The sequence below is a fragment of the Streptomyces sp. T12 genome, assembly GCF_028736035.1.
Lineage (GTDB): Bacteria > Actinomycetota > Actinomycetes > Streptomycetales > Streptomycetaceae > Streptomyces.
Genome location: NZ_CP117866.1, coordinates 1,854,997 through 1,875,375, shown reverse-complemented (window position 1 = coordinate 1,875,375; position 20,379 = coordinate 1,854,997). Strand labels below are relative to the sequence as shown.

The window sequence follows — 20,379 nt, the reverse complement described above, 5'->3', positions numbered from 1 at the left end:
CACTCGGTCGCCCGGCACTTCGTCGGTCAATGTCCGGAAAAACGCGCCCCGTTTGGGGTGGGTGTGGTACGGCGAAACCGGAGGACGCGCAACGTGGCGCAGTCCACAGCGGCCTGTCGCGGATCAGCCTGTCGCGACGGCCGAACGGCCACGACAATGCCACTCAATGGCTTTGTCGCCTTTTTGGGCGGGTCGTTCGTGCCGCTGGGCACACACGCTCGTTCTTCACTGCGGGGGCGGTCGGTGCGCCGTCCCCGGTGAGCTGGTCGTAGAAGCACTAACCGATGGGCGAGGGGTACGCATGACCGACACCGGCCAGGTCCCGGGCGAGGGACTGCCGGAGAGCGCAGGCATGGTGGAGCAGCCAGGCGTCCCCGCGGCGCACGGTGCGTACACCTACCTCTCCGAGACCACCGCCGAGGACGAAGACCTGCTGCTGCCCGGCTCCCAGGGAGCCTGGGGCAACGAGGTCGTCCCGCCCGCGCCGGAGCCGGTCGTCGAGGCCGTGCACGAGCCGGACGCGCACCAGATCTCCGGCCGCGACAGCGGCTCGGTCGACCTCGGCGGCGTCCGCCTCCCGGGCCCGACGGCCCCCACGACGCCGATCCCGCCCATCACGCCCCGCCGCCCCCTGCACCTCGGCCCGCCCATCCCCGACGCCTCCGCCAGCCCGGTCCGCTCCCTCGCCGACCGCGGCGCCGTAGGTGCGCCCACCCGCCAGCCCGGCCCGGCCCCGACCGGCCCCGAATACCTGGACGCACCCCAGCACCACGAGGCAGCGGTCCCGCAGCCGGCGACTCCCTGGGGTGCCCCGGCCCAGGCCGCCGTCCAGGTCCAGGCTCCGGCCCCCGCGCCGGTCGGTATCGAGGTGCCGGCTGCCGAAACGGTTGTCCCGACCGGACAGCCGGGGGGCGAGCCGGTGGGCGCCGCACAGGCGGTGATGGCTCGCGTCGTCACGGAGGCCGGTGCCACGACGGGCGCTGCGCACGATGTGACGAACGCTGCCCAGGGCGCCGAGGTCGGTGTGCCGGTCCCGCAGGAGGGCGTGCACGGCGGTCAGGAACCGTCGGCCGGCGACGCCGCGCCGGTGGCCGATGCGGCGCCTGGCCCCGAAGCCGGTCGGATGCCGGCGGCTGCGCAGGATTATGACGCGGGAGAGGCCACCGGTGTTGGGGCTGCTCCGGGCGCCGAGGTGGCGGCGGGCGCTGCGCCTGTCGTCGAGGCCGAGCAGATGGCGGCAGCTGTGCCTGCTGCGGATGCCGTCGAGGCTGCGACGGGTGCGGCCGACTCCGGTGCCGTCGACGCTGCCACAGGTGCCGCCGACTCCGGTGCCGGCGAGGTCGCCGTGCCTGCGGGTGAGGTCGGCACGGTCGCCGGGGGAGTTCCGGTGAGCGACGCCGACGCGGGTGCCGCTCAGGTGCCTGGCGGTGACGGTGTCGCGGATGCCGTGCAGGCTGCGGGAGTTGGCGACGCTTCGGAGGGCGGCCAGGGCGCTGAGCCCGGGCAGGTTCCGGGGGACTCGGCCGCCGGTGAGGTTGCCGCGGCCGCCGAGTCCGCCGTCGGCTCAGCAGCGCAGGGGACCGAGGTCCCGGCGGTTGAGGCCGGCCCGGTCGCTGTGGACTCCGCGCCGGAAGCTGCTCAGGTTTCCGAGGCGGTCGACGCTGACGCCGGGCAGGTTGCCGTGGCGCCCGACGCCGAGGTCGGCCAGGTTCCTGAGGGCGTCGCCCCTGAGACGGCACAGGTTCCCGACGGTGCCGCCCTTGAGACCGCGCAGCTTCCCGAGGTGCTCGACCCCGAGACCGCGCAGGTCGCCGACGCCTCGGCTCCGGAAGTCGTCCAGGTCCCCGACGCCTCCGCTCCGGAAGCCGCCCAGGTTCTCGACGCGGCCGCGCCCGAGACCCCGGCGCAGGTCTCCGAGCCCCCCGTCCCGGCCGCGCCGGAGGCAACACAGGTCCCCCAGCCCGCGGATGCCGAGCACGTCGTACCGGACTCGCAGCCGGCCGACGCCGTCACCGCACCCGCCGACGGCGCCTCCGCCGTCGTAGTCCCCGAACCGACCCCGCAAACCCCGCAACCCGCGGACGTCGAGCAGGCCGTCGCCGAGCAGCAGAGCGAGCCCCCCGTCCCGGTCGCCCAGCCCGCCGAGGCCCCGGACCCGCAGCAGCCGCAGGCTCCCGAAGCCCTCCCGGCCCCGGACCTCGCGCAGGCCCAGCAGCCGCCGCAGGACGGTGCTCCGACGGACGTAGTCGCCGAAGCGCAGGCTGTGGCCGCGAGCGCCACCGCACCTGAAGCCGAAGCACAGTCCGTTGCCGTGACCCCCACCGCCCCCGACGCGCAACCCCACATCGCGGCCCCCGCGGCCCAGGCGCCGGACGCCCAGCAGACCCCGGACGCCGGCGCCGAGCCGGCCGAGGCCACCCAACCGCCCGCCACGACCGCCGCCTCGGACGACACCGCCGCCCCGGAGTCCACCGACCCGCAGTCGGCCCCCTCGGGCGCCGCACCGGCCGAGGCACCCCAGCCCTTCGTCGCTGAACCCGCCGGCCCGCAGCTCCAGCCCCTGGCAGCCCAGGCCGCGCCTGGCTCCGAGGACCCGGCCCAACCGCCCGTGGAGTCCACGGAGTCAGGCCAGGGCGACGCCACGGCGGTGCTGCCGTCCGGTACGCCCCAGGAGCCCGCGCCCGACCAGCCGTCCGGCCAGTTCGTCGCGGTCGAGGGCTCGGTACCGACCACTCCGCACCTCGCGCCGACCCCGCCGCAGCCGACGGTCCTCCCCGCACAGGAGGCGCCGGCTCCCGTGGCCACGGTCCCCGCACCCCGTGAGGGCGACCCCGAACTCGTACAGCACGCGGAGGACCTGGACACCAGGGCCGCCGACCAGGAAGACCAAGAAGCCCCCGCAGAAGAGAGCACGGCCGTGGAAGAAGTGAGACAGTCCACCGGCCCGGCAGCGCCCGCCTACGACGACGCCGAACGCGAGGCCGTCCTCAAGGTCATGCGTGAGCGCCGCGACATCCGCAACGGCTTCCGCAGCGACCCCATCCCGCACGAGGTGCTGCTCCGCGTCCTGGAGGCCGCCCACACCGCGCCCTCCGTGGGCCATTCGCAGCCCTGGGACTTCGTCGTCATCCGCTCCGCCGAGACCCGGCGGACCATGCACGAACTGGCCATGCGGCAGCGCGAGGCGTACGCCAAGTCCCTCCCCAAGGGCCGGGCGAAGCAGTTCAAGGAACTGAAGATCGAGGCCATCCTCGACACCCCGGTCAACATCGTGGTCACCGCCGACCCGACCCGCGGCGGCCGCCACACCCTGGGCCGCCACACGCAGCCCCAGATGGCGCCCTACTCCGCCGCCCTCGCGGTGGAGAACCTCTGGCTCGCCGCCCGCGCCGAAGGCCTCGGCGTCGGCTGGGTCAGCTTCTTCGACGAGCGCGAGATGGTCCGCGCCCTCGGCCTGCCCGAGCACCTGGAGGTCATCGCCTACCTGTGCGTCGGGTACGTCGACGAGTTCCCGGACGAGCCCGAGCTGATGCAGGCCGGCTGGTCCAAGCGCCGCCCGCTGTCCTGGGTCGTGCACGAGGAGACGTACGGCCGTCGCGCCCTGCCCGGCGAGGAGCCGCACGACCTGCTCGCCGAGACCGTCGCCCAGATCCGCCCGCTGGACGCCAAGGCGCTCGGCGAGGCCTGGGAGCGGCAGAAGCGGATGACCAAGCCGGCCGGCGCGCTCGGCATGCTGGAGATCATCTCCGCGCAGCTGTCCGGCCTGTCCCGCCAGTGCCCGCCGCCGATTCCCGAGCCCGCGGCCGTCGCGATCTTCGCCGGCGACCACGGCGTGCACGCGCAGGGCGTCACCCCCTGGCCGCAGGAGGTGACGGCCCAGATGGTCGCCAACTTCCTCGGCGGCGGCGCGGTCTGCAACGCCTTCGCGGGCCAGGTGGGCGCCGAGGTCTGTGTGGTGGACGTCGGCGTGGCCGCCGACCTCCCGGCCACGCCCGGCCTGCTGCCCCGCAAGGTCCGCGCGGGCACCTCCGACATGACGACCGGCCCCGCGATGACCCGCGAGGAGGCCAAGCAGGCCATCGAGGTCGGCATCGAGACCGCCCGTGACCTGGTGGCGGCCGGTAACAAGGCCCTCCTTACGGGCGAGATGGGCATCGCCAACACGACCGCGTCGGCAGCCCTGATCTCGGTGTTCACGGACACGGACCCGGCCGAGGTGACGGGCCGTGGCACCGGCATCAACGACGAGACCCTCGCCCGCAAGACCGAGGTCGTCCGCCGCGCCATCGAGGTTCACCAGCCCGACCCGGCCGACCCCATCGGCGTCCTGGCGGCGATCGGCGGCTTCGAGCACGCCGCGCTGGTCGGCCTCCTGCTGGGCGGCGCCTCCCTGCGCACGCCGGTGATCCTGGACGGCGTCAGTGCCGGCGCGGCAGCCCTGGTCGCCCGCGCGATCGCCCCCGAGGTCCTCGCGGCCTGCATCGCGGGCCACCGCAGCGCCGAGCCCGGCCATGTGGCCGCCCTCAACAAGCTGGGCCTGCGGCCCCTGGTCGACCTGGACCTGAGGCTGGGCGAGGGCACGGGCGCGCTGCTGGCCCTGCCGTTGGTGCAGAGCACGGCGAGGGCGATGCACGAGGTGGCGACGTTCGACTCGGCGGGGGTAACTGAGAAGTAGGCGCGGGGGCATTCGGTACGACAGCACCGGGCGCCCTGCCGAGTGGTTGTGGTTGTGGGCAGGCGTTCCGCAGGGCGGAACGGGTGGGCACAACCACCCACAGCCGTGCACCCGGCGACGAAGCTCAGCCAACGGACACCTGCCCCACCCTCCCCATCCGCCCCCGTAAAATCCGCACGTCAGGGCCACTGCACCGCCGTACAGAGGAGCCGCACCCTCATGGCCGAAAACCCCGCCTACCCCGTAGGCCTCCGCCTCACCGGCCGCAAAGTGGTCGTCCTCGGCGGCGGCCAGGTCGCCCAGCGCCGCCTCCCGGCACTGATCGCAGCAGGCGCGGACATCCTCCTCGTATCCCCCGAAGCAACCCCCTCGGTCGAGGCCATGGCGGACGCGGGCGAGATCACCTGGGAGCGGCGCGCCTACGCGGACGGCGACCTCGCCGACGCCTGGTACGCCCTGATCGCCACCGGCGACACGGAGGCGAACACCCGCGCCTCGGCCGAAGCGGAGCGCCACCGCGTCTGGTGCGTCCGCTCCGACGACGCCGACGCCGCCACCGCCTGGACCCCGGCCACGGGCCACAGTGAGGGCGTCACGATCGCCGTGCTCACCACCGACGCGCGCGGCCGCGACCCCCGTCACACCGCCGCCATCCGCGACGCGGTCGTCGAGGGCCTGCGCGACGGCACCCTCGTCGCCCCGCACCACCGCACCCGTACGCCCGGAGTCGCCCTGGTCGGCGGCGGCCCCGGCGACCCGGACCTGATCACCGTGCGCGGCCGCCGCCTGCTCGCCGAGGCCGACGTGGTCATCGCCGACCGACTCGGCCCCCGCGACCTGCTCGCCGAACTCCCGCCGCACGTCGAGGTGATCGACGCGGCGAAGATCCCGTACGGCCGTTTCATGGCCCAGGAGGCCATCAACAACGCCCTGATCGAGCACGCCAAGCAAGGCAAGTCGGTCGTACGGCTCAAGGGCGGTGACCCGTACGTCTTCGGCCGCGGTATGGAGGAGCTCCAGGCACTCGCGGAGGCCGGCATCCCCTGCACCGTCGTCCCCGGCATCTCCAGCTCGATCTCGGTGCCGGGCGCGGCGGGCATCCCGGTCACCCATCGCGGCGTCGCCCACGAGTTCACCGTGGTCAGCGGGCACGTGGCCCCCGACGACGAACGCTCCCTCGTCGACTGGCCGTCCCTCGCCAAGCTGACCGGAACCCTCGTGATCCTCATGGGCGTCGACAAGATCGGCAAGATCGCGGAGACCCTCGTGGCGCACGGCAAGTCCCCGGACACGCCCGTCGCCCTGGTCCAGGAGGGCACGACGGCCGCCCAGCGCCGGGTGGACGCGACCCTCGCCACGGCCGGCGAAGCGGTGCTCGCCCACGAGGTGAAGCCCCCGGCGGTCATCGTCATCGGCGAGGTCGTGAACGTCGGACCGAGCCCGTCCGCCACGTAGGACCGAGCCCTTCCGCGTAACCGCGGGTAACCCATCCGTTCCGAGCCGTTGGCACCGCACCCAGGACAAGGCAGTATCACCCTGTGGCCGATCTCATCACCGTCGAGGATCCCGACGACCCGCGCCTGCGCGACTACACGGGCCTGACCGACGTCGACCTGCGCCGCAAGCGCGAGCCGGCCGAGGGCCTGTTCATCGCCGAGGGCGAGAAGGTCATCAGACGGGCGAAGGAAGCCGGCTACGAGATGCGGTCGATGCTGCTCTCGGCCAAGTGGGTCGACGTCATGCGCGACGTCATCGACGAGCTCCCGGCCCCGGTGTACGCCGTCAGCCCGGACCTCGCCGAGCAGGTCACCGGCTACCACGTGCACCGCGGCGCGCTGGCCTCCATGCAGCGCAAGCCGTTGCCCACGGCGGCCGAACTCCTGCAGACCGCCCGCCGGGTCGTGATCATGGAATCCGTGAACGACCACACCAACATCGGCGCCATATTCCGGTCGGCGGCCGCCCTAGGCATGGACGCGGTGCTCCTCTCCCCGGACTGCGCCGACCCCCTCTACCGCCGCAGCGTCAAGGTCTCCATGGGCGCGGTCTTCTCCGTGCCCTACGCCCGTCTGGAGACCTGGCCCAAGGGCCTGGAGTCGGTCCGCGAGGCCGGTTTCACGCTCCTCGCCCTCACCCCCGACGAGAAGGCAAGGTCCCTGGACGAGGCGGCCCCGCACCGGATGGACCGGGTCGCGCTGATGCTGGGCGCCGAGGGCGACGGCCTGTCCACCCAGGCCCTGGTGGCCGCCGACGAATGGGTCCGCATCCCGATGTCCCACGGCGTCGACTCCCTCAACGTCGGCGCGGCGGCCGCGGTCGCCTTCTACGCGGTGGCCACGGGCCGCCCTCAGGTCTAGGCCGTACGGTGATGGCGCAGGGCGAGGCGGTCGTCGCGGTCCTGCTCCGCGCAGGCCGCGTGCTCGCCATCCGCCGCGGCCCCGCGGTGCAGCGCCCCGGCTACTGGCAGCCCCTCAGCGGCAGGATCGAGCCGGGGGAGACCCAGCGTGAAGCCGTCGTGCGGGAGGTCCGCGAGGAGGTCGGCCTGACCGTCGTACCCCTGGCCAAGGTCTGGGAGTCGGAGACGGACGACGGCTCCTTCCGCCTCCACTGGTGGACCGCCCGGGCCGACACCGGCGACGTGGTCCCCGACCCGGGCGAGGTCGGCGAGGCCCGCTGGGTCACGCCGGAGGAGTTCCTGTCGCTGGACCCGGTCTTCGACGGCGACCGTGAGTTCTTCGAACGGATCCTGCCCGACCTGTGATCCGTGCCCGACGCGCCGCCCCGTGGTGCCCGTTCGAGAACCTCTCGCCTCTCCTACTCGGAGATGTCGAAGGTCGACTCGTACCGATCGGACGTCACATCCCCGTCCAGCGGCTCATAGCCCTGCTCCACCTGCTCCCGCGGCTGCCGTACGACGTCGTCCCCGTCGCCGCCGAGCCCGCGCTGCGGACCTTGGCAGCCCTGAGCCGCCGCGATGCCGAGCGCCACGAGCAGCGTCACCACCACGAACACGAAAAGCCGCTGCCGCAGCAGTTGCGGGTTGGCGGGCCGCCGCCCCGTCCCCGTGTTCCGCGGCGCCGGACGGCCGGTGCCACCGCGTGGTGAGGGCCGGCTGCCGTTGCCCGAACGCGGGGCGCTCCGTGCCCCTGGCACCGGACGCGTCCCGGACCTGGACGACGCGGTCCCGTCGTGCGCGGCGCCGCTGCTCCTCGGCGGAGCCCCGTCGCGGGCGGGGCCGGGCACCCGCGAGGCGCCGGTGCCGCGCGCCGGGGGAGTGCCCTGGGGACGTCGCTGGACGCGCTGCGGCTCCGCATAGGTGTCGGCGAGCCGCCCGGTCGGCCGGTCCGCCTCCGCGCTGCGCGGCGCGGGCGGGCGTACGTCGGAAAGTCCCTGGGCCTCCCGGGCCGCGATCTCCTTGAGCCGCAGCGACAGCTGGAGCGTGCTGGGCCGTTCCTCCGGGGCCTTCGCCAGACACGCCCGTACCAGCGGAGCAAGGGCGTCCGGTACGCCGTACAGCTGCGCTTCCTCGTGTACGACGCGGTACAGCATCACCTCGGAACTGCCGTGTCCGAAGGGCGAGTCACCCATGGACGCGTAGGCGAGGGTGGCGCCGAGGGAGAAGACGTCCGTGGCCGGGGTGACGGCGGCGCCGCGCACCTGTTCCGGGGCGAGGAAGCCGGGGGAGCCGACGGCCGTACCGACGTGCGTGAGGGTCGAGGCCCCCGTCGCCCAGGCGATACCGAAGTCGATGATCCGCGGGCCCTTGGGGGAGAGGAGGATGTTGGAGGGCTTGAGATCCCGGTGTACGACACCTGCCTCGTGGACGGCGACCAGCCCCTCGGACAGGGCGGCCCCGACGGCGGCGACCTCCGCCGCGCCGAGCGGGCCCTCGTCGGCGACCTTGTCGTGCAGAGAAGGGCCGGGCACGTACTGCGTGGCGAACCACGGCCGATCCGCTTCGAGGTCGGCGGCCACGAGCCGTGCCGTACAGCCTCCGCGAATCCGCCGTGCTGCCGAGACCTCACGCGCGAACCGCGAGCGGAACTCCTGATCCTCCGCCAGGTCGGGCCGGATCACCTTGAGCGCGACCCGCTGCCCCTTCTTGTCGGAGCCCAGGTAGACGACGCCCATGCCGCCGGCGCCGAGCCTTCTGTGAAGCCTGAACGAGCCGACGACGCGCGGGTCCTCGCGCCTCAGGCGCATCATCGCCATGTTCATCCCCGCTGCCCGGTCCGTGTGACGAGCCACAGCTTACGTTTCCGTGGGCCGCCGTGCGCAGAGGCCGCGCCCTCTCGGGGCGATGGATTGTCAGTGGTGGGTGGGAGACTTGAAGGGTGGTCAGGGGGCTGGTGAACAGGGCGACTTCGGTCCGTTTCGTCCCCCAACCACCCATCACAGAAGGGGGATTGAGCCCGTGAAGGGTGATCGCGTGGAGATAGTCGTGGACGCGGGGGATACGACGCGCACGTACGAGGTGGTGGCGAGCAGGGCGGGCCGCCGGGTGGAGACGGCGGTGCGTCGAGGTGTCGTGGAAGTGAGCGAAGTCACCCGGAACGGCTCCGTGGTGCGTACGGCCCGGTTCATGGCGAACCGGGTCCTGGCGCTGGTCGAGCAGCCGGTGCCGCGTGAGGACGGCTCGGAGAAATCGGGGTAGACCGGGCGTCCCCTCGGGGAAGACCCCGAGACCTAGGACCTCGTCTCCACCCAGGGGAGTACTCCGCAGGTCATGGCTCATCCTCCGGGAGGCCCGGCAATCGGTACGAGGGCATGACGCCCGGGGTGCCCCGGCCGCCTAGATTTGAGGTCAAGCGGCGGGTGCAGCACTCGTCCCCCGAGGTCAGACACCCGCCGCTGCCAACGACAACTGATACAGGTCAGGAGAGGGACCATGGCCCAGACGGCACCGCGGACACTGATCCGCATACAGGAGCGCACGACGCTGCGCCCCCGCCGTCAGGGCCGCCGCCACCCCCTGGTGGCGACGCTCATGGCCCTTCCCCTGGCGGCCCTCCTCCTCGTCGTCTTCGACGGCTGGGAGACGGTGGCCACACAGGCGTCGTCCGTGGGCGTGATGCTGGGGCGCTGAGCGGCGACCCCAGGCCCGGAAGAGCGGTCCGGGCGGGGACATCCACCCATGAAACCCCGTGGGGACGGGGGTGCGGCGGACGGCACAAATGCCGGCGCAGCTGGGGAGCTGCGCCGGCATTGCTTTTGCCCGGTGCCTCCGGGGGCTGCGGGGCCCGCGTAGCTTCGGGCGGTCGTGCCGCTGGGGCGGCGCCCGTCCCACAGAAAGCGGCACCCCGCCGCGCCGGGCCGCGCACCCACTCCGGCCAAGCCCTCACGCCGGGTGCCAGGCAAAGCGGCCCCACCCGGTCGTACGGCCGAGCGTCGCCCCGCCCCACGTAACCTCGGCCCCAAAGCATCCGCACACAAGGGACCCCAGTGACCCCCAACCCCCTCCTGCCCCACCTCACCGCTCAGGCCAAAGCCGCCGCCCACTCACGTACCTCCGCCTGTCCCTGCGGAGCGACCGTCACCCTCGCCGACCGCCCCGACGCCACCGTCGTCCGGCACGCCGACACCGTCGCCAAGGCCCACGCCCCGGACATCACGCCCGGCGACCTGACCCCCCGCCTCACCGCCGCCAACCACCTCCCCGGCCTCCTCCTGCCCCCGCTCGGCCCCACGCCCGTCGACCTGCACGGCAGACTCGTGACCTTCTGGCCGTACGGCATCCCTGTCGACCCGGGAGATCCCGACGCGGCCCCCTGGGAAGCGGCGGCAACCCTTCTCGCGCGGCTCCATCGAACCCCCGCCCCCACGCCACTGCCCCCCATGCGCGGCCCCGCCAAAGCCGCCCTCGCCGTAACCCGCCTCCGCGCAGCCGCGGGCACGGACCTGGCCGCGGGCACAGACCTGACCACCGGCACCACCGCCGTTCTCCGCGCCTGGGACACCCTTTCCGCCTGGGCCCGCGCCGCGGCCCCCCAGCCCGACACCACCACCCTCTGCCACGGCGACCTCCACCTCGGCCAACTCGTCCGTCACCCGGCCCCGGACGGCCCGTGGCTGCTCATCGACGTCGACGACCTCGGGGTAGGCGTGCCGGCCTGGGATCTCGGGCGGCCGGCCGCCTGGTACGCCTGTGGGCTGCTGCCGCCCGACGAATGGGACCGCTTCCTCGGCGCGTACCGCACCGCCGGCGGTCCGGCCGTCCCCGCGCATGGCGACCCCTGGCCCGCGCTGGACGTCCCGGCCCGCGCCCTCACCGTGCAGACCGCTGCCCGGGCGATCACCAAGGCCCTGTCCGAGGGCCGTCTCCTGGACGAGGTCGAGCAGTCCCTCGTCGACGCCTGTGACCGAATGGCTTCGCTCCCCCCTGAGTTGACCCAGGGATACGCAAAGTAGGGTGCAACCGACCGCAGCCGGACAGAGTCTGTCCTGGCGATACGCGAAGCAGGACCGACCGGCGAGGAGTTGAGCCGACCATGCAGTGTCCGAAGTGCCATGCACCGATGCACACGTACAACCGCAACGGCGTTCAGATCGAGCAGTGCAGCGGCTGCCGCGGGATATTTCTCGACTACGGCGAGCTGGAGTCGCTGACCCGCGTGGAGTCCCAGTGGTCGCAGCCGGCCCCGCCGCCTCCGGCCGCCCCGCAGGCCTACCCGGCCGCACCGCAGGCCCCTGCCTGGGGCGCCCCGCACGGCGGGCACCACGGCGGTCACTACGGCCACAAGCGTCACAAGAGCTTCGGCCACATGCTGTTCTCCAGCTGAGCCGCACCAAGCCGCAAAGAAGCCCCCGGTCATCGACCGGGGGCTTCTGAGTGTGGACGATACTGGGATTGAACCAGTGACCTCTTCCGTGTCAGGGAAGCGCTCTCCCGCTGAGCTAATCGTCCTCGGGGACCGTGATCGACGATTCATCCGAAGATCACGGGCTACTGCGTGCGCGATACTGGGATTGAACCAGTGACCTCTTCCGTGTCAGGGAAGCGCTCTCCCGCTGAGCTAATCGCGCGGGGGATCCGAAGATCCAGTGGACGATACTGGGATTGAACCAGTGACCTCTTCCGTGTCAGGGAAGCGCTCTCCCGCTGAGCTAATCGTCCTTGGAGGTGGAGACGGGATTTGAACCCGTGTAGACGGCTTTGCAGGCCGTTGCCTCGCCTCTCGGCCACTCCACCAGGAGTGTAGGGGTTCGGGAAGATCCCCTTCTTCCTTCGAGCGGACGACGAGGCTCGAACTCGCGACCTCAACCTTGGCAAGGTTGCGCTCTACCAACTGAGCTACGTCCGCTTGTCGTTTCGGTCCGCTTCCGCGTCCCGGCGACGTGTTGAACTCTAGCGGATTCCCCGGCCAGCACAAAAACACGTTTGTGCAGCGTGCTGCGCTGCATCTGCTCAGGGATCTGTCGACGCCCCCCGAGGGGACATGGCCAGGTCACCCGCACGACACCGGCCATAGACTCGACGGTGTGCTCGACCTCCCTCCTCTCGCCCGCTTCGGTGACCGCGTCGCCACCGGCCTCATCGACGTCACCAGCGACCCGGCGGCCCTGGACTCCCCTGGTTTCTGGGCCGTCTGCGCCGACTTCGAGGGCGGTCTGACCTGCGCCCGCTTCCGGGACGTACGAAGGGAGCCCGTGCCCGCCCCGGTGCCGGGGGAGTGGCAGGGCCCGGCGGCCGGTGACTGGACGTCTTCCCTGGATCGCGCCGCGTACACGGCGGGCGTACGGCGTATCCGCGAGCACATCGCGGCCGGCGAGGTCTATCAGGCGAACCTCTGCCGTGTCCTGAGCGCGCCGATCGGCCCCGACGCCGACGTGGACGCCCTCACCGCGCTGCTCGCCCGCGGCAACCCGGCGCCGTACGCAGGAACGATCCGGCTGCCGGAGCACGGTGTGGAGATCGCCACCGCCTCCCCCGAGCTGTTCCTGCGCAGGGAGGGGCGGGTCGTGGAGTCCGGGCCGATCAAGGGCACTGGGCGCACCGAGGCGGACCTTCTGGAGAAGGACTTCGCCGAGAACGTGATGATCGTCGACCTCGTGCGCAACGACATCGGCCGGGTGTGTGCCACCGGGACCGTGACCGTCCCCGACCTGTGCGCCGTCGAGAAGCATCCTGGGCTTGTCCATCTGGTGTCGACCGTGCGTGGTGAGCTGCGTGCCGACGCCGGGTGGCCCGAGCTGCTCGACGCCGCCTTCCCGCCCGGCTCGGTCACCGGTGCGCCCAAGTCGAGTGCGCTGCGGATCATCGACGCGTTGGAGACGGCGCCGCGCGGGCCGTACTGCGGTGGCATCGGCTGGGTCGACGCCGACCGGGGCGTCGGTGAGCTGGCCGTCGGGATACGTACCTTCTGGATCGACCGGGCCGCGAGGGCGCTGCGGTTCGGTACCGGTGCCGGGATCACCTGGGGGTCGGACCCGGAGGGGGAATGGCGGGAGACCGAACTGAAGGCGTCCCGGCTGCTCGCGGTAGCGTCGGGAGCGTATGCGGTGAGTGGAGAGGGACTGCAATCGTGAGGATCTGGCTCGACGGCGGGCTGCAGGACATCGAGTCCGCCCGTGTCTCCGTCTTCGACCACGGGCTGACCGTGGGCGACGGCATCTTCGAGACGGTGAAGGCGGTGGACGGCCGTCCGTTCGCGCTGACCCGGCACCTCGACCGGCTGACGCGCTCGGCGCGCGGGCTCGGCCTGCCCGAGCCCGACCACGACGAGGTCCGCCGCGCCTGCGCCGCCGTCATCGAGGCCAACCCGATGCCGCTCGGCCGGCTGCGCATCACCTACACCGGCGGCCACGGCCCCCTCGGCTCCGACCGCGGCGAGCACGGCCCGACCCTCGTCGTCGCCCTCGGCGAGACCACCCGCCGCCCCGACGCCACGGCCGTCATCACCGTCCCCTGGACCCGCAACGAACGCGGCGCGCTCACCGGTCTGAAGACGACCTCGTACGCCGAGAACGTCGTCGCCCTCGCCCGCGCCCGCCAACACGGCGCCTCCGAGGCCCTGTTCGGCAACACGGTCGGGCAACTCTGCGAGGGCACCGGCTCGAACGTCTTCGTCGTCCTGGACGGCGAGATCCACACCCCGCCGCTCGCCTCGGGCTGCCTCGCGGGCATCACGCGCGCGCTCACGATCGAGTGGACCGGCGCCAAGGAGACCGACCTGCCGCTGGAGGTGCTGGAGCGGGCCGAGGAGGTCTTCCTCACCTCCACCCTGCGGGACGTGCAGGGCGTGCACAGGGTCGACGAGCGCGAACTGCCCGGCTCGGCGGGACCGGTGACCGCCAAGGCCGTGCGGATCTTCGACGAGCGGTCCGGGGACGACCTGGATCCGTAACGGGTGCGGATACGACGGACACGCACAACGCCCGCGTCCGACGGACGCGGATATTCGGCTGACCCCGGGCGTTCTGGCGGGTAGAACACCCCTGATGACCACGACCCTGCGGCCGACCGAGCCGCTTCAGCGCAATGACGACGGAACGCGTTCGCGCCGCTATCAGGTGTGTGTGAACGGCCGTCCCGTGGGCGCCCTTCACCTCGGGACGCATCCCGTCTTCGGTGACGCGGTGGCCCGGATATCGGAGCTGCGGATCGAGGAACCGGACCGGCGACGCGGCCGGGGCACCGTGGCGGCGCTCGCCGCGGAGGAGGTGGCGCGCGGCTGGGGGTGTCGGCGCATCGAGGCGACGGTCCCCGGTGACGACGCACCGGCACTGCGTCTCGCCACGGCGCTCGGCTACGTCGTACGCAACCGCGGCATGGAGAAGGCGCTCGGCGCCGCCCCGCCCGATCTGCCGCCGGGCAGCCGGGGTCGACCCCTGACGGAGGCCGAGTACGGATCCTGGCTGGCCGAGAGCCACGAGGGCTACATCCGCAGCTGGGTCGAGCGCGGCGTCCCGGAGGCCGAGGCCCGGGCGAAGTCGGAGCGGGACCACGCCGCACTGCTGCCGGACGGCCTGCGCACCCCGGACACGTTCCTCAGCGTCCTCGAGCACGAAGGAACCCTGGTGGGCACCCTGTGGGTGGCGTCGCGGGAAGGCCGGGCCTACGTCTACGACGTCGAGACCGACGCGGCCCACCGGGGCAGGGGCCACGGGCGCACACTGATGCTGCTGGCCGAGGCCCAGGCGATCGCCGCGGGGTACCGGTCCATCGGCCTCAACGTCTTCGCGGGCAACGCCCCGGCCGAGCGGCTCTACGAGTCACTCGGCTACGAGACGAGGCAGTACGCCGTGTACAAGACGCTGCTGTAGCTGCCGGCGTACAAGGGGTACAGGGCCTTGCGCCAGCCGGTCGGACCGGCGGCGGTCAGCCGCTCTGTTCGGCCAGCAGCCGGTCCGCGATCTCCTCGATGCGCTCGCGCAGGCCCTCCTGGCTCTTGCCGCCGTCGAGTCGCTCGCCGCCGATCACATACGTCGGGGTCCCGGTCACGCCGATCGCCTTGCCCTCGGCCTGGTCGGCGTCGACGATCAGGATGTGCCGGCCGTCGATCAGCGCGGTGTCGAACTCCTCGGCGTCCAGGCCGAGTTCCCGGGCCACCTCGACCAGGAAGGGTTCTCCCTTACGGTCCAGCTCCTCGACCCGGCCCAGCACGGCCTCGACGTACCCCCAGCCCTGCCCCTGCTCCAGCGCCTCCTCGACGGCCTGCGCAGCGGCGAAGGCGTGCTTGTGCTTCTCCAGCGGGAAGTGCCGCAGCCGCAGCTCCAGCCGGTCGCCGTAGCGGGCGCGCAGGGCACGGAGATCGTCCAGGGCGCTGCGGCAGTCGGGGCACTGCAGCTCGCACCAGACGTCGAGAACGGGGGCGGCGGGGCGGTCGGGGGAGGAGTCGCTCATGGGCCCAGTCTCCCAGCCTCGGCCCGGACGACCCAATCCGACCTGGTGCTTCGGTGGCCGTCGGCCCTGGCCGTACGACCGTGACCGGCACCTGCGGAGGAGGTGACCCGGAGATGTCCCTGATGTCGGGCCCAGGCATGGCCGTGCGGGGTTGCCACGGTGCAGGATGGAAGGGGCGAAGTGCCCTTACCCGACCCAGCCTGCCTGGAGGACCGGATGATTGCCGAGACCGTCTGTTCCGCCGTCGCCGCGGCCGGCCTGGGCATCGCGGCGGTCACGGCGTACCGCAAGCGTTTCCTCGCGGCCGCGCGTATGGTCGCGTACTCCCTGGTGCCCCTCGGCCTGGTGATGACCGGGGTCGTCGACTGGCTGGCGGACACCGCGTTCAGCCCGACGGCCTGGGCGGGCTTCGGAGTCCTCGGCCTGTCCTGGCTGCTGTTCGCGAGCACGCGCGCGGTGGAGCGTCGCCGAGGCGGCACCCGCAAGGAGCGCCGCAAGGAGGCCCGTGCCGCGGGACGGAGCGAGGCGGTGGCTCCCACGGCCTCGGCGCCCTCGCTGGGACCGGGCTCCCGTCAGGCGACCCGGCCCGCGACCGCACCCCGAGCCGATGCGGGCGACGACTTCAGCGACATCGAGGCCATCCTCAAGAAACACGGCATATGACGCCCGCATGCCGGACTGAAACGACACAGTGGATCGCCGCCCGGCCGTAAGCGATCACGACTCGAACCGGACATCACGGAATTCGGCGAACTCCCGCTCATTCCGGGCGTGTTGATCGCGCGGCAAGGGGCAACTGCGCCATCATCGCCGAGAGATGCTGGACACGACACAGAGCGAGGCCGCGCCACCTCAGGACGAGCCTCGCGGGTGCCTCTTCGCCCTTTCCCAGCCACCGCTGATGATCTTCCTTGCGGTGATCGGGTGTCTGCTGCTCATGGCTGCGCTGCACGATCTGCTGCTGCTCTGAGCCGTACCCGCGGCCCCCGGCGCCACCCGCCGGGGCCCGCGTCGACAGACGGGTCGTGTCGACAGACGGGTCGTGTCGGTCTGTGGGCAAGCGCCGCCGCTCAGCCGGCCGCTTCCTTGCGGCGCGCCCGGTAGGCGGCCACATGCAGACGGTTTCCGCAGGTACGGCTGTCGCAGTACCGCCGCGAGCGGTTGCGGGAAAGATCCACGAAGGCATGCCGGCAGTCCGGCGCCTCGCAGCGCCGCAGTCGCTCCTGCTCCCCGGCCACCACGAAGAACGCGAGCGCCATGCCGCAGTCGGCCGCCAGGTGGTCGGCGACGGAGGCACCAGGGGCGAAGTAGTGCACATGCCAGTCGTAGCCGTCGTGGTCCGTGAGTCTGGGGGTGGTGCCCGCGGCGGCGACCAGCTCGTTGATCAGGCCGGCCGTGCGCCGGGCGTCCGGCTCCGCGAAGATCGCGGCGAACCGGCCCCGCACCTTGCGCACCGCCGACAGATCGAACTCCGAGAGGACCCCGACATCGCTGATTTCGTGCTTTCGTACGAAATCTCCGAGAGCTGCGACGTCCGGCAGCCTGTCCGGAGCCCCGTCGTCATCCGGTGCGGTGTTCACCAGATCCACCACGGCATCGAGCGCACACCGGGTGTCATGGGTGATCAGCACGTTTCGCTCCCTGGCCTGGGGGGTCGGGCGGGGTGCCCGCCGATGCTGGCCGATGGTAGTGGCTCACAGGGCCTTCACACCGGCCGCGCCCGCACGCGGCTTCGAATACAACGCCACAACGGCGCCGACGGTTCCCGCCGAGCCGAGCCGAGCCGAGCCGAGCCGAGCCAGGCCGGGTGGGGCCGGGCCGGTCTCCCTCCGGTACAGGCCCGATGCCAGGGCACACCAACGCCGTCCCCGCGAAGCGAAGACGGCGCTGCTGTGTACCGTATGCGGTTGTCTTGGCCCGAGCCGTCTCCCCGAGTCGACGGCGCCGGGCGGCTTTGTGGGGCCTCGCCCTAGCTTTCCGCCAGGATGTGCGAGAGCTCCTGGTCGAGATCGAAATGGCGATGCTCCGTGCCGGGAGGCACAGCGGCATCCGTTCGCTTCAGGAAGGACTCCAGAGCCCGTGCCGGGGCCTCGAGCAGCGCCTCGCCCTCCGGAGAGCTCAGGGCGATGCAGACGACGCCCTGGCCGTGACTGCGCGACGGCCAGACACGGACGTCGCCGGTTCCGGTGGGTCGGTGGAGGCCCTCCGCAAGAAGGTCGCGGGCGAACACCCACTCGACGGTTTCCTCGGCTCCGGTGTGGAAGGTGGCGTGCACGGCGTAGGGGTCGGCCGTGTCGTACCGCAGGCCTGCGGGGACAGGCAGGGAGGACTCGCTCGACACAACGAGGCGCAGGTGCAGCTCGCAGCTGACCGTGGTGTTCATAAGCGCCAGGGCCTTTCGCTCAGTGTGCGCTCGGGGATTCGCACGTCGGCGAAATCGACATGCCACCTACGGTGCCGTTGTAAACCCCTCTGAGTGTTTTGCGTGTGTTTACGTAACTCTTCCGGCCGAGAACCCGTTCGCGAGGTACGACCATTCCGGTGACTGGTTTCCGTCCGGTAGGGTTTGGCCGTATGAATACGGGGAGTAACGAGCCTGGCGGGGTTGCCATGGCGGCTGACGAGACCGAAGTGGATGGTGTGAAAGGCGACAGCGAGCAGGGCCTCGGCTCAAGAGCGCCGGAGTTCATCAAGGCGCGCAGGGCGCTGCACCTGAGCTGGCAGGTGGGCGTCTTCGTCATCGGCCTGGCGGTCGTGGTCGCCGGCATCATCATGCTGCCGTTGCCCGGTCCCGGCTGGGTCGTGATCTTCGGCGGCATGGCGATCTGGGCGACCGAGTTCGTCTGGGCCCAGCTGGTGCTGCGCTGGACCAAGCGCAAGGTCACCGAGGCGGCCCAGAAGGCCCTCGACCCGAAGGTGCGCCGCCGCAACATCATCCTGACGTCGATCGGCCTCGTGATCATTGCCGTGCTCGTCGGCATCTACGTGTGGAAGTTCGGCATCGTGATGCCCTGGAAGATCAAGGACCAGTGATCCGCGACGGGGGTGCGGGCGTCGGCCGGTGCGGGTTCGCACTGGTCACGCGCACCCCCTGACATGGGGTAATGTTCTTCCTGCGTCCGGGCGATTAGCTCAGTGGGAGAGCGCTTCGTTCACACCGAAGAGGTCACTGGTTCGAACCCAGTATCGCCCACCCGGATCCGGCGGCCCGCCTGCGACTGTGCAGGCGGGCCGCCGTCGTTCCGCACCGCCGGAGGAACTCGTCCCGCGGTGCCACGTGGGTGACGCCTCGTCAACTCACCGGCGACCTGACGACTTTCGGCCGACCGGTACAGACGTACGGCGGCCCATTCCTCGTTCGATCCACCGATCGCACGCCTCTCACCTGCGACATCGCACCGCCGACCCGACCGGCCGGCCCTCACGAGCCGTCAACTCGCCGAGTAGACCCACAAGAAATTCCTGTCCGAATCATTGACGCACTCCGAGGCCCTCCGTAACTTGTGCCAGCAAGCGCTTACTTGAAACGATTCATGCAGGCGGCGGCGACGCTGCGCGGGGAGGCTCGACGATGAGAACCAGCAGGAATGTTGAGAGGCGTACGATCCTGAAGGTGGCGGGGGCCTCGACGGCCACGCTCGGGCTCGCCGCGACGACCGGATGCGGGGGCGACAGTGGTTCCGGAGACGGGACCGTGACACTCCGTTACGCGTGGTGGGGTGGCGAGCCGCGCACCATCGCCATCAAGAAGACGATCGCGCTCTTCGAGAAGAAGTACCCGAAGATCAAGATCAAGCCCGAATTCACCGACTACGCGGCGTTCTGGGAGAAGTTCCAGACCCAGGCCTCCGGTGGAAATCCGCCGGACGTTTTCCAGAATGCGGTCGGTTTCCTGCGCAAGTACGACAAGCGTGGTGTTCTGTTGGATCTCAAGTCGCAGGCGGACGCCGGAAATCTGAGCCTGGACAACTTCCGCAACGGCGTTCTGGCGAACGGTCAGGTCGACGGCAAGCAGCTCGGCATCCCCGTCGGCGCCAACACCATGGCACTCGTCATCGACCTCAAGGCCTTCAAGAAGGCGGGCGTCGAGGCGAAGATGGGCTGGACCTGGGACGAGTACTTCGACGCGCTGCAGACGATCCAGGACAAGCTGAAGATTGCCGGTGACACCAGCTACTTCAACATCATGTACCTGTACGACCTGTACCTGCGTCAGAACGGCAAGGCCTTCTTCACCGACTCCGATCTCGGCTTCACCGAGGACGATCTGACGCAGTGGTGGGAGGACGGCTACAAGCGCGTGAAGTCCGGGCTCGTCGCCGACCCCAAGAAGATCGAGCAGGTCTACCCGAAGTCGGGTCTGTCGGCCGGGCTCGCCGCGTCCGAGTTCACCTGGGACAACTTCTCCATCCGCTACGAGGGCGAGGGCGAGTCGGACTACGGGCTCGCGCCGATCCCCACCACGGACGGCAAGGACACCGGCCAGTACCTCGGTTCGCTGATGCTCAGCGCCTTCTCGGGGACCAAGCATCCCAAGGAAGTCGCCCAGTTCATCGACTTCATGGTCCATGACCCCGAGGTCGGCAAGATCATGGGCTACGACCGCGGCATCCTCGCCACGACCGAGCAGTACGACGCGTTCACGCCCACCGACGAGAACAACAAGGGCGTCAAGGCGTACGAGGAAGAGGTCGCCAAGGCCGGCGTGCTCGGGAAGATCACCCCGCACCCGTCGGGCGCCGACGTCATCGAGGCGGCGTTCCTGCGCATCGGCGGCGAGGTCGCCCAGGGCAAGAAGAAGCCGGCCGACGCCGCCAAGGCGCTGTTCAGTGAGGCCAAGGCCGCGTTCGCGGGCTGAGGG

The 20,379-nt window shown here is 71.5% G+C and carries 19 protein-coding genes and 6 tRNA genes; 16 read left to right on the top strand and 9 right to left on the bottom strand.

Going from position 1 to position 20,379, the window contains the following annotated elements:
- Positions 1-301 precede the first annotated feature (301 nt).
- The 4 genes from cobT to PBV52_RS08250 all read left to right on the top strand — a co-directional run bounded on the left by cobT (position 302) and on the right by PBV52_RS08250 (position 7,436).
- A complete protein-coding gene (gene cobT, locus PBV52_RS08265; protein WP_274237630.1) occupies positions 302-4,675 on the top strand; it encodes a nicotinate-nucleotide--dimethylbenzimidazole phosphoribosyltransferase in 4,374 nt (1,457 codons plus the stop codon).
- A gap of 219 nt (positions 4,676-4,894) precedes the next feature.
- Positions 4,895-6,130: a uroporphyrinogen-III C-methyltransferase gene (cobA, locus tag PBV52_RS08260; protein WP_274237629.1), complete on the top strand. Its 1,236-nt coding sequence runs from the start codon at positions 4,895-4,897 to the stop codon at positions 6,128-6,130.
- Between the two features lie 83 nt (positions 6,131-6,213).
- Complete coding sequence (locus PBV52_RS08255) at positions 6,214-7,032, top strand: RNA methyltransferase (protein ID WP_274237628.1); 819 nt, start codon at positions 6,214-6,216, stop codon at positions 7,030-7,032.
- 11 nt (positions 7,033-7,043) lie between these two features.
- Positions 7,044-7,436, top strand: a complete 393-nt coding sequence (locus PBV52_RS08250) for an NUDIX domain-containing protein (protein ID WP_274237627.1) — start codon at positions 7,044-7,046, stop codon at positions 7,434-7,436.
- Positions 7,437-7,489: 53 nt separating this feature from the next.
- On the opposite strand, the gene PBV52_RS08245 is transcribed toward PBV52_RS08250, so the two are convergent.
- Positions 7,490-8,893 (bottom strand): serine/threonine-protein kinase, encoded by a 1,404-nt coding sequence (locus PBV52_RS08245; RefSeq protein ID WP_274249330.1) that lies wholly within the window; start codon positions 8,891-8,893, stop codon positions 7,490-7,492.
- 196 nt (positions 8,894-9,089) lie between these two features.
- Here PBV52_RS08245 and PBV52_RS08240 point away from each other — a divergent pair, with 196 nt between their 5' ends.
- The 4 genes from PBV52_RS08240 to PBV52_RS08225 all read left to right on the top strand — a co-directional run bounded on the left by PBV52_RS08240 (position 9,090) and on the right by PBV52_RS08225 (position 11,454).
- Entirely contained in the window at positions 9,090-9,329 is a 240-nt protein-coding gene (locus PBV52_RS08240) for a hypothetical protein (RefSeq protein WP_274237626.1), read from the top strand.
- Positions 9,330-9,563: 234 nt separating this feature from the next.
- Positions 9,564-9,761, top strand: coding sequence for a hypothetical protein (locus tag PBV52_RS08235; RefSeq protein ID WP_274237625.1), 198 nt, complete (start codon positions 9,564-9,566; stop codon positions 9,759-9,761).
- Between the two features lie 356 nt (positions 9,762-10,117).
- Positions 10,118-11,083: a phosphotransferase family protein gene (locus PBV52_RS08230; RefSeq protein ID WP_274237624.1), complete on the top strand. Its 966-nt coding sequence runs from the start codon at positions 10,118-10,120 to the stop codon at positions 11,081-11,083.
- 80 nt (positions 11,084-11,163) lie between these two features.
- Entirely contained in the window at positions 11,164-11,454 is a 291-nt protein-coding gene (locus PBV52_RS08225) for a zf-TFIIB domain-containing protein (RefSeq protein ID WP_274237623.1), read from the top strand.
- 53 nt (positions 11,455-11,507) lie between these two features.
- Here the strand turns inward: PBV52_RS08225 and PBV52_RS08220 are convergent.
- From PBV52_RS08220 to PBV52_RS08200, 5 genes are all read right to left on the bottom strand, one after another.
- Positions 11,508-11,579: transfer RNA gene (locus PBV52_RS08220), tRNA-Val, on the bottom strand.
- A gap of 47 nt (positions 11,580-11,626) precedes the next feature.
- Positions 11,627-11,698: transfer RNA gene (locus PBV52_RS08215), tRNA-Val, on the bottom strand.
- A gap of 19 nt (positions 11,699-11,717) precedes the next feature.
- Positions 11,718-11,789, bottom strand: a tRNA-Val gene (locus PBV52_RS08210).
- Position 11,790: 1 nt separating this feature from the next.
- A tRNA-Cys gene (locus tag PBV52_RS08205) sits at positions 11,791-11,864 on the bottom strand.
- A 39-nt stretch (positions 11,865-11,903) separates the two neighbouring features.
- Positions 11,904-11,976, bottom strand: a tRNA-Gly gene (locus PBV52_RS08200).
- A gap of 178 nt (positions 11,977-12,154) precedes the next feature.
- Here PBV52_RS08200 and PBV52_RS08195 point away from each other — a divergent pair.
- The 3 genes from PBV52_RS08195 (at position 12,155) to PBV52_RS08185 (ending at position 14,938) form a co-directional block, all read left to right on the top strand.
- The gene (locus PBV52_RS08195; RefSeq protein WP_274237622.1) at positions 12,155-13,201 is read left to right on the top strand and encodes a chorismate-binding protein; all 1,047 of its coding nucleotides are present in this window, start codon (positions 12,155-12,157) and stop codon (positions 13,199-13,201) included.
- A complete protein-coding gene (locus PBV52_RS08190; protein WP_274237621.1) occupies positions 13,198-14,019 on the top strand; it encodes an aminotransferase class IV in 822 nt (273 codons plus the stop codon). Before PBV52_RS08195 ends, PBV52_RS08190 begins: the two co-directional genes overlap by 4 nt.
- Positions 14,020-14,113: 94 nt before the next feature.
- Positions 14,114-14,938, top strand: coding sequence for a GNAT family N-acetyltransferase (locus PBV52_RS08185; RefSeq protein WP_274237620.1), 825 nt, complete (start codon positions 14,114-14,116; stop codon positions 14,936-14,938).
- A 55-nt stretch (positions 14,939-14,993) separates the two neighbouring features.
- Here PBV52_RS08185 and PBV52_RS08180 read toward each other — a convergent pair whose 3' ends face one another.
- Positions 14,994-15,518: a DsbA family protein gene (locus tag PBV52_RS08180; RefSeq protein WP_274237619.1), complete on the bottom strand. Its 525-nt coding sequence runs from the start codon at positions 15,516-15,518 to the stop codon at positions 14,994-14,996.
- 216 nt (positions 15,519-15,734) lie between these two features.
- Here PBV52_RS08180 and PBV52_RS08175 point away from each other — a divergent pair, with 216 nt between their 5' ends.
- Positions 15,735-16,181: a hypothetical protein gene (locus PBV52_RS08175; protein WP_274237617.1), complete on the top strand. Its 447-nt coding sequence runs from the start codon at positions 15,735-15,737 to the stop codon at positions 16,179-16,181.
- A 154-nt stretch (positions 16,182-16,335) separates the two neighbouring features.
- Positions 16,336-16,488, top strand: coding sequence for a hypothetical protein (locus PBV52_RS08170; RefSeq protein ID WP_004002639.1), 153 nt, complete (start codon positions 16,336-16,338; stop codon positions 16,486-16,488).
- Between the two features lie 100 nt (positions 16,489-16,588).
- Here PBV52_RS08170 and PBV52_RS08165 read toward each other — a convergent pair whose 3' ends face one another.
- Entirely contained in the window at positions 16,589-17,149 is a 561-nt protein-coding gene (locus PBV52_RS08165) for a CGNR zinc finger domain-containing protein (RefSeq protein WP_274237616.1), read from the bottom strand.
- Between the two features lie 338 nt (positions 17,150-17,487).
- Positions 17,488-17,901: an SsgA family sporulation/cell division regulator gene (locus PBV52_RS08160; protein ID WP_004002642.1), complete on the bottom strand. Its 414-nt coding sequence runs from the start codon at positions 17,899-17,901 to the stop codon at positions 17,488-17,490.
- Between the two features lie 191 nt (positions 17,902-18,092).
- On the opposite strand from PBV52_RS08160, the gene PBV52_RS08155 reads away from it, so the two are divergent.
- From PBV52_RS08155 to PBV52_RS08145, 3 genes are all read left to right on the top strand, one after another.
- Positions 18,093-18,551 (top strand): TIGR02611 family protein, encoded by a 459-nt coding sequence (locus PBV52_RS08155; RefSeq protein ID WP_274249328.1) that lies wholly within the window; start codon positions 18,093-18,095, stop codon positions 18,549-18,551.
- Positions 18,552-18,639: 88 nt separating this feature from the next.
- Positions 18,640-18,711 (top strand) — tRNA-Val (locus PBV52_RS08150).
- 378 nt (positions 18,712-19,089) lie between these two features.
- Positions 19,090-20,376: an ABC transporter substrate-binding protein gene (locus tag PBV52_RS08145; protein WP_274237615.1), complete on the top strand. Its 1,287-nt coding sequence runs from the start codon at positions 19,090-19,092 to the stop codon at positions 20,374-20,376.
- Positions 20,377-20,379: the final 3 nt, after the last annotated feature.

What these genes read in the sequence shown, in the direction of transcription:
- cobT (WP_274237630.1), top strand. Translation starts at nt 302, where the DNA reads ATGACCGACACCGGCCAGGTCCCGGGCGAGGGACTGCCGGAGAGCGCA.
- cobA (WP_274237629.1), top strand. Translation starts at nt 4,895, where the DNA reads ATGGCCGAAAACCCCGCCTACCCCGTAGGCCTCCGCCTCACCGGCCGC.
- PBV52_RS08250 (WP_274237627.1), top strand. Translation starts at nt 7,044, where the DNA reads ATGGCGCAGGGCGAGGCGGTCGTCGCGGTCCTGCTCCGCGCAGGCCGC.
- PBV52_RS08245 (WP_274249330.1), bottom strand. Translation starts at nt 8,893, where the DNA reads ATGAACATGGCGATGATGCGCCTGAGGCGCGAGGACCCGCGCGTCGTC.
- PBV52_RS08235 (WP_274237625.1), top strand. Translation starts at nt 9,564, where the DNA reads ATGGCCCAGACGGCACCGCGGACACTGATCCGCATACAGGAGCGCACG.
- PBV52_RS08225 (WP_274237623.1), top strand. Translation starts at nt 11,164, where the DNA reads ATGCAGTGTCCGAAGTGCCATGCACCGATGCACACGTACAACCGCAAC.
- PBV52_RS08185 (WP_274237620.1), top strand. Translation starts at nt 14,114, where the DNA reads ATGACCACGACCCTGCGGCCGACCGAGCCGCTTCAGCGCAATGACGAC.
- PBV52_RS08180 (WP_274237619.1), bottom strand. Translation starts at nt 15,518, where the DNA reads ATGAGCGACTCCTCCCCCGACCGCCCCGCCGCCCCCGTTCTCGACGTC.
- PBV52_RS08175 (WP_274237617.1), top strand. Translation starts at nt 15,735, where the DNA reads ATGATTGCCGAGACCGTCTGTTCCGCCGTCGCCGCGGCCGGCCTGGGC.
- PBV52_RS08170 (WP_004002639.1), top strand. Translation starts at nt 16,336, where the DNA reads ATGCTGGACACGACACAGAGCGAGGCCGCGCCACCTCAGGACGAGCCT.
- PBV52_RS08160 (WP_004002642.1), bottom strand. Translation starts at nt 17,901, where the DNA reads ATGAACACCACGGTCAGCTGCGAGCTGCACCTGCGCCTCGTTGTGTCG.
- PBV52_RS08155 (WP_274249328.1), top strand. Translation starts at nt 18,093, where the DNA reads ATGAATACGGGGAGTAACGAGCCTGGCGGGGTTGCCATGGCGGCTGAC.
- PBV52_RS08145 (WP_274237615.1), top strand. Translation starts at nt 19,090, where the DNA reads ATGAGAACCAGCAGGAATGTTGAGAGGCGTACGATCCTGAAGGTGGCG.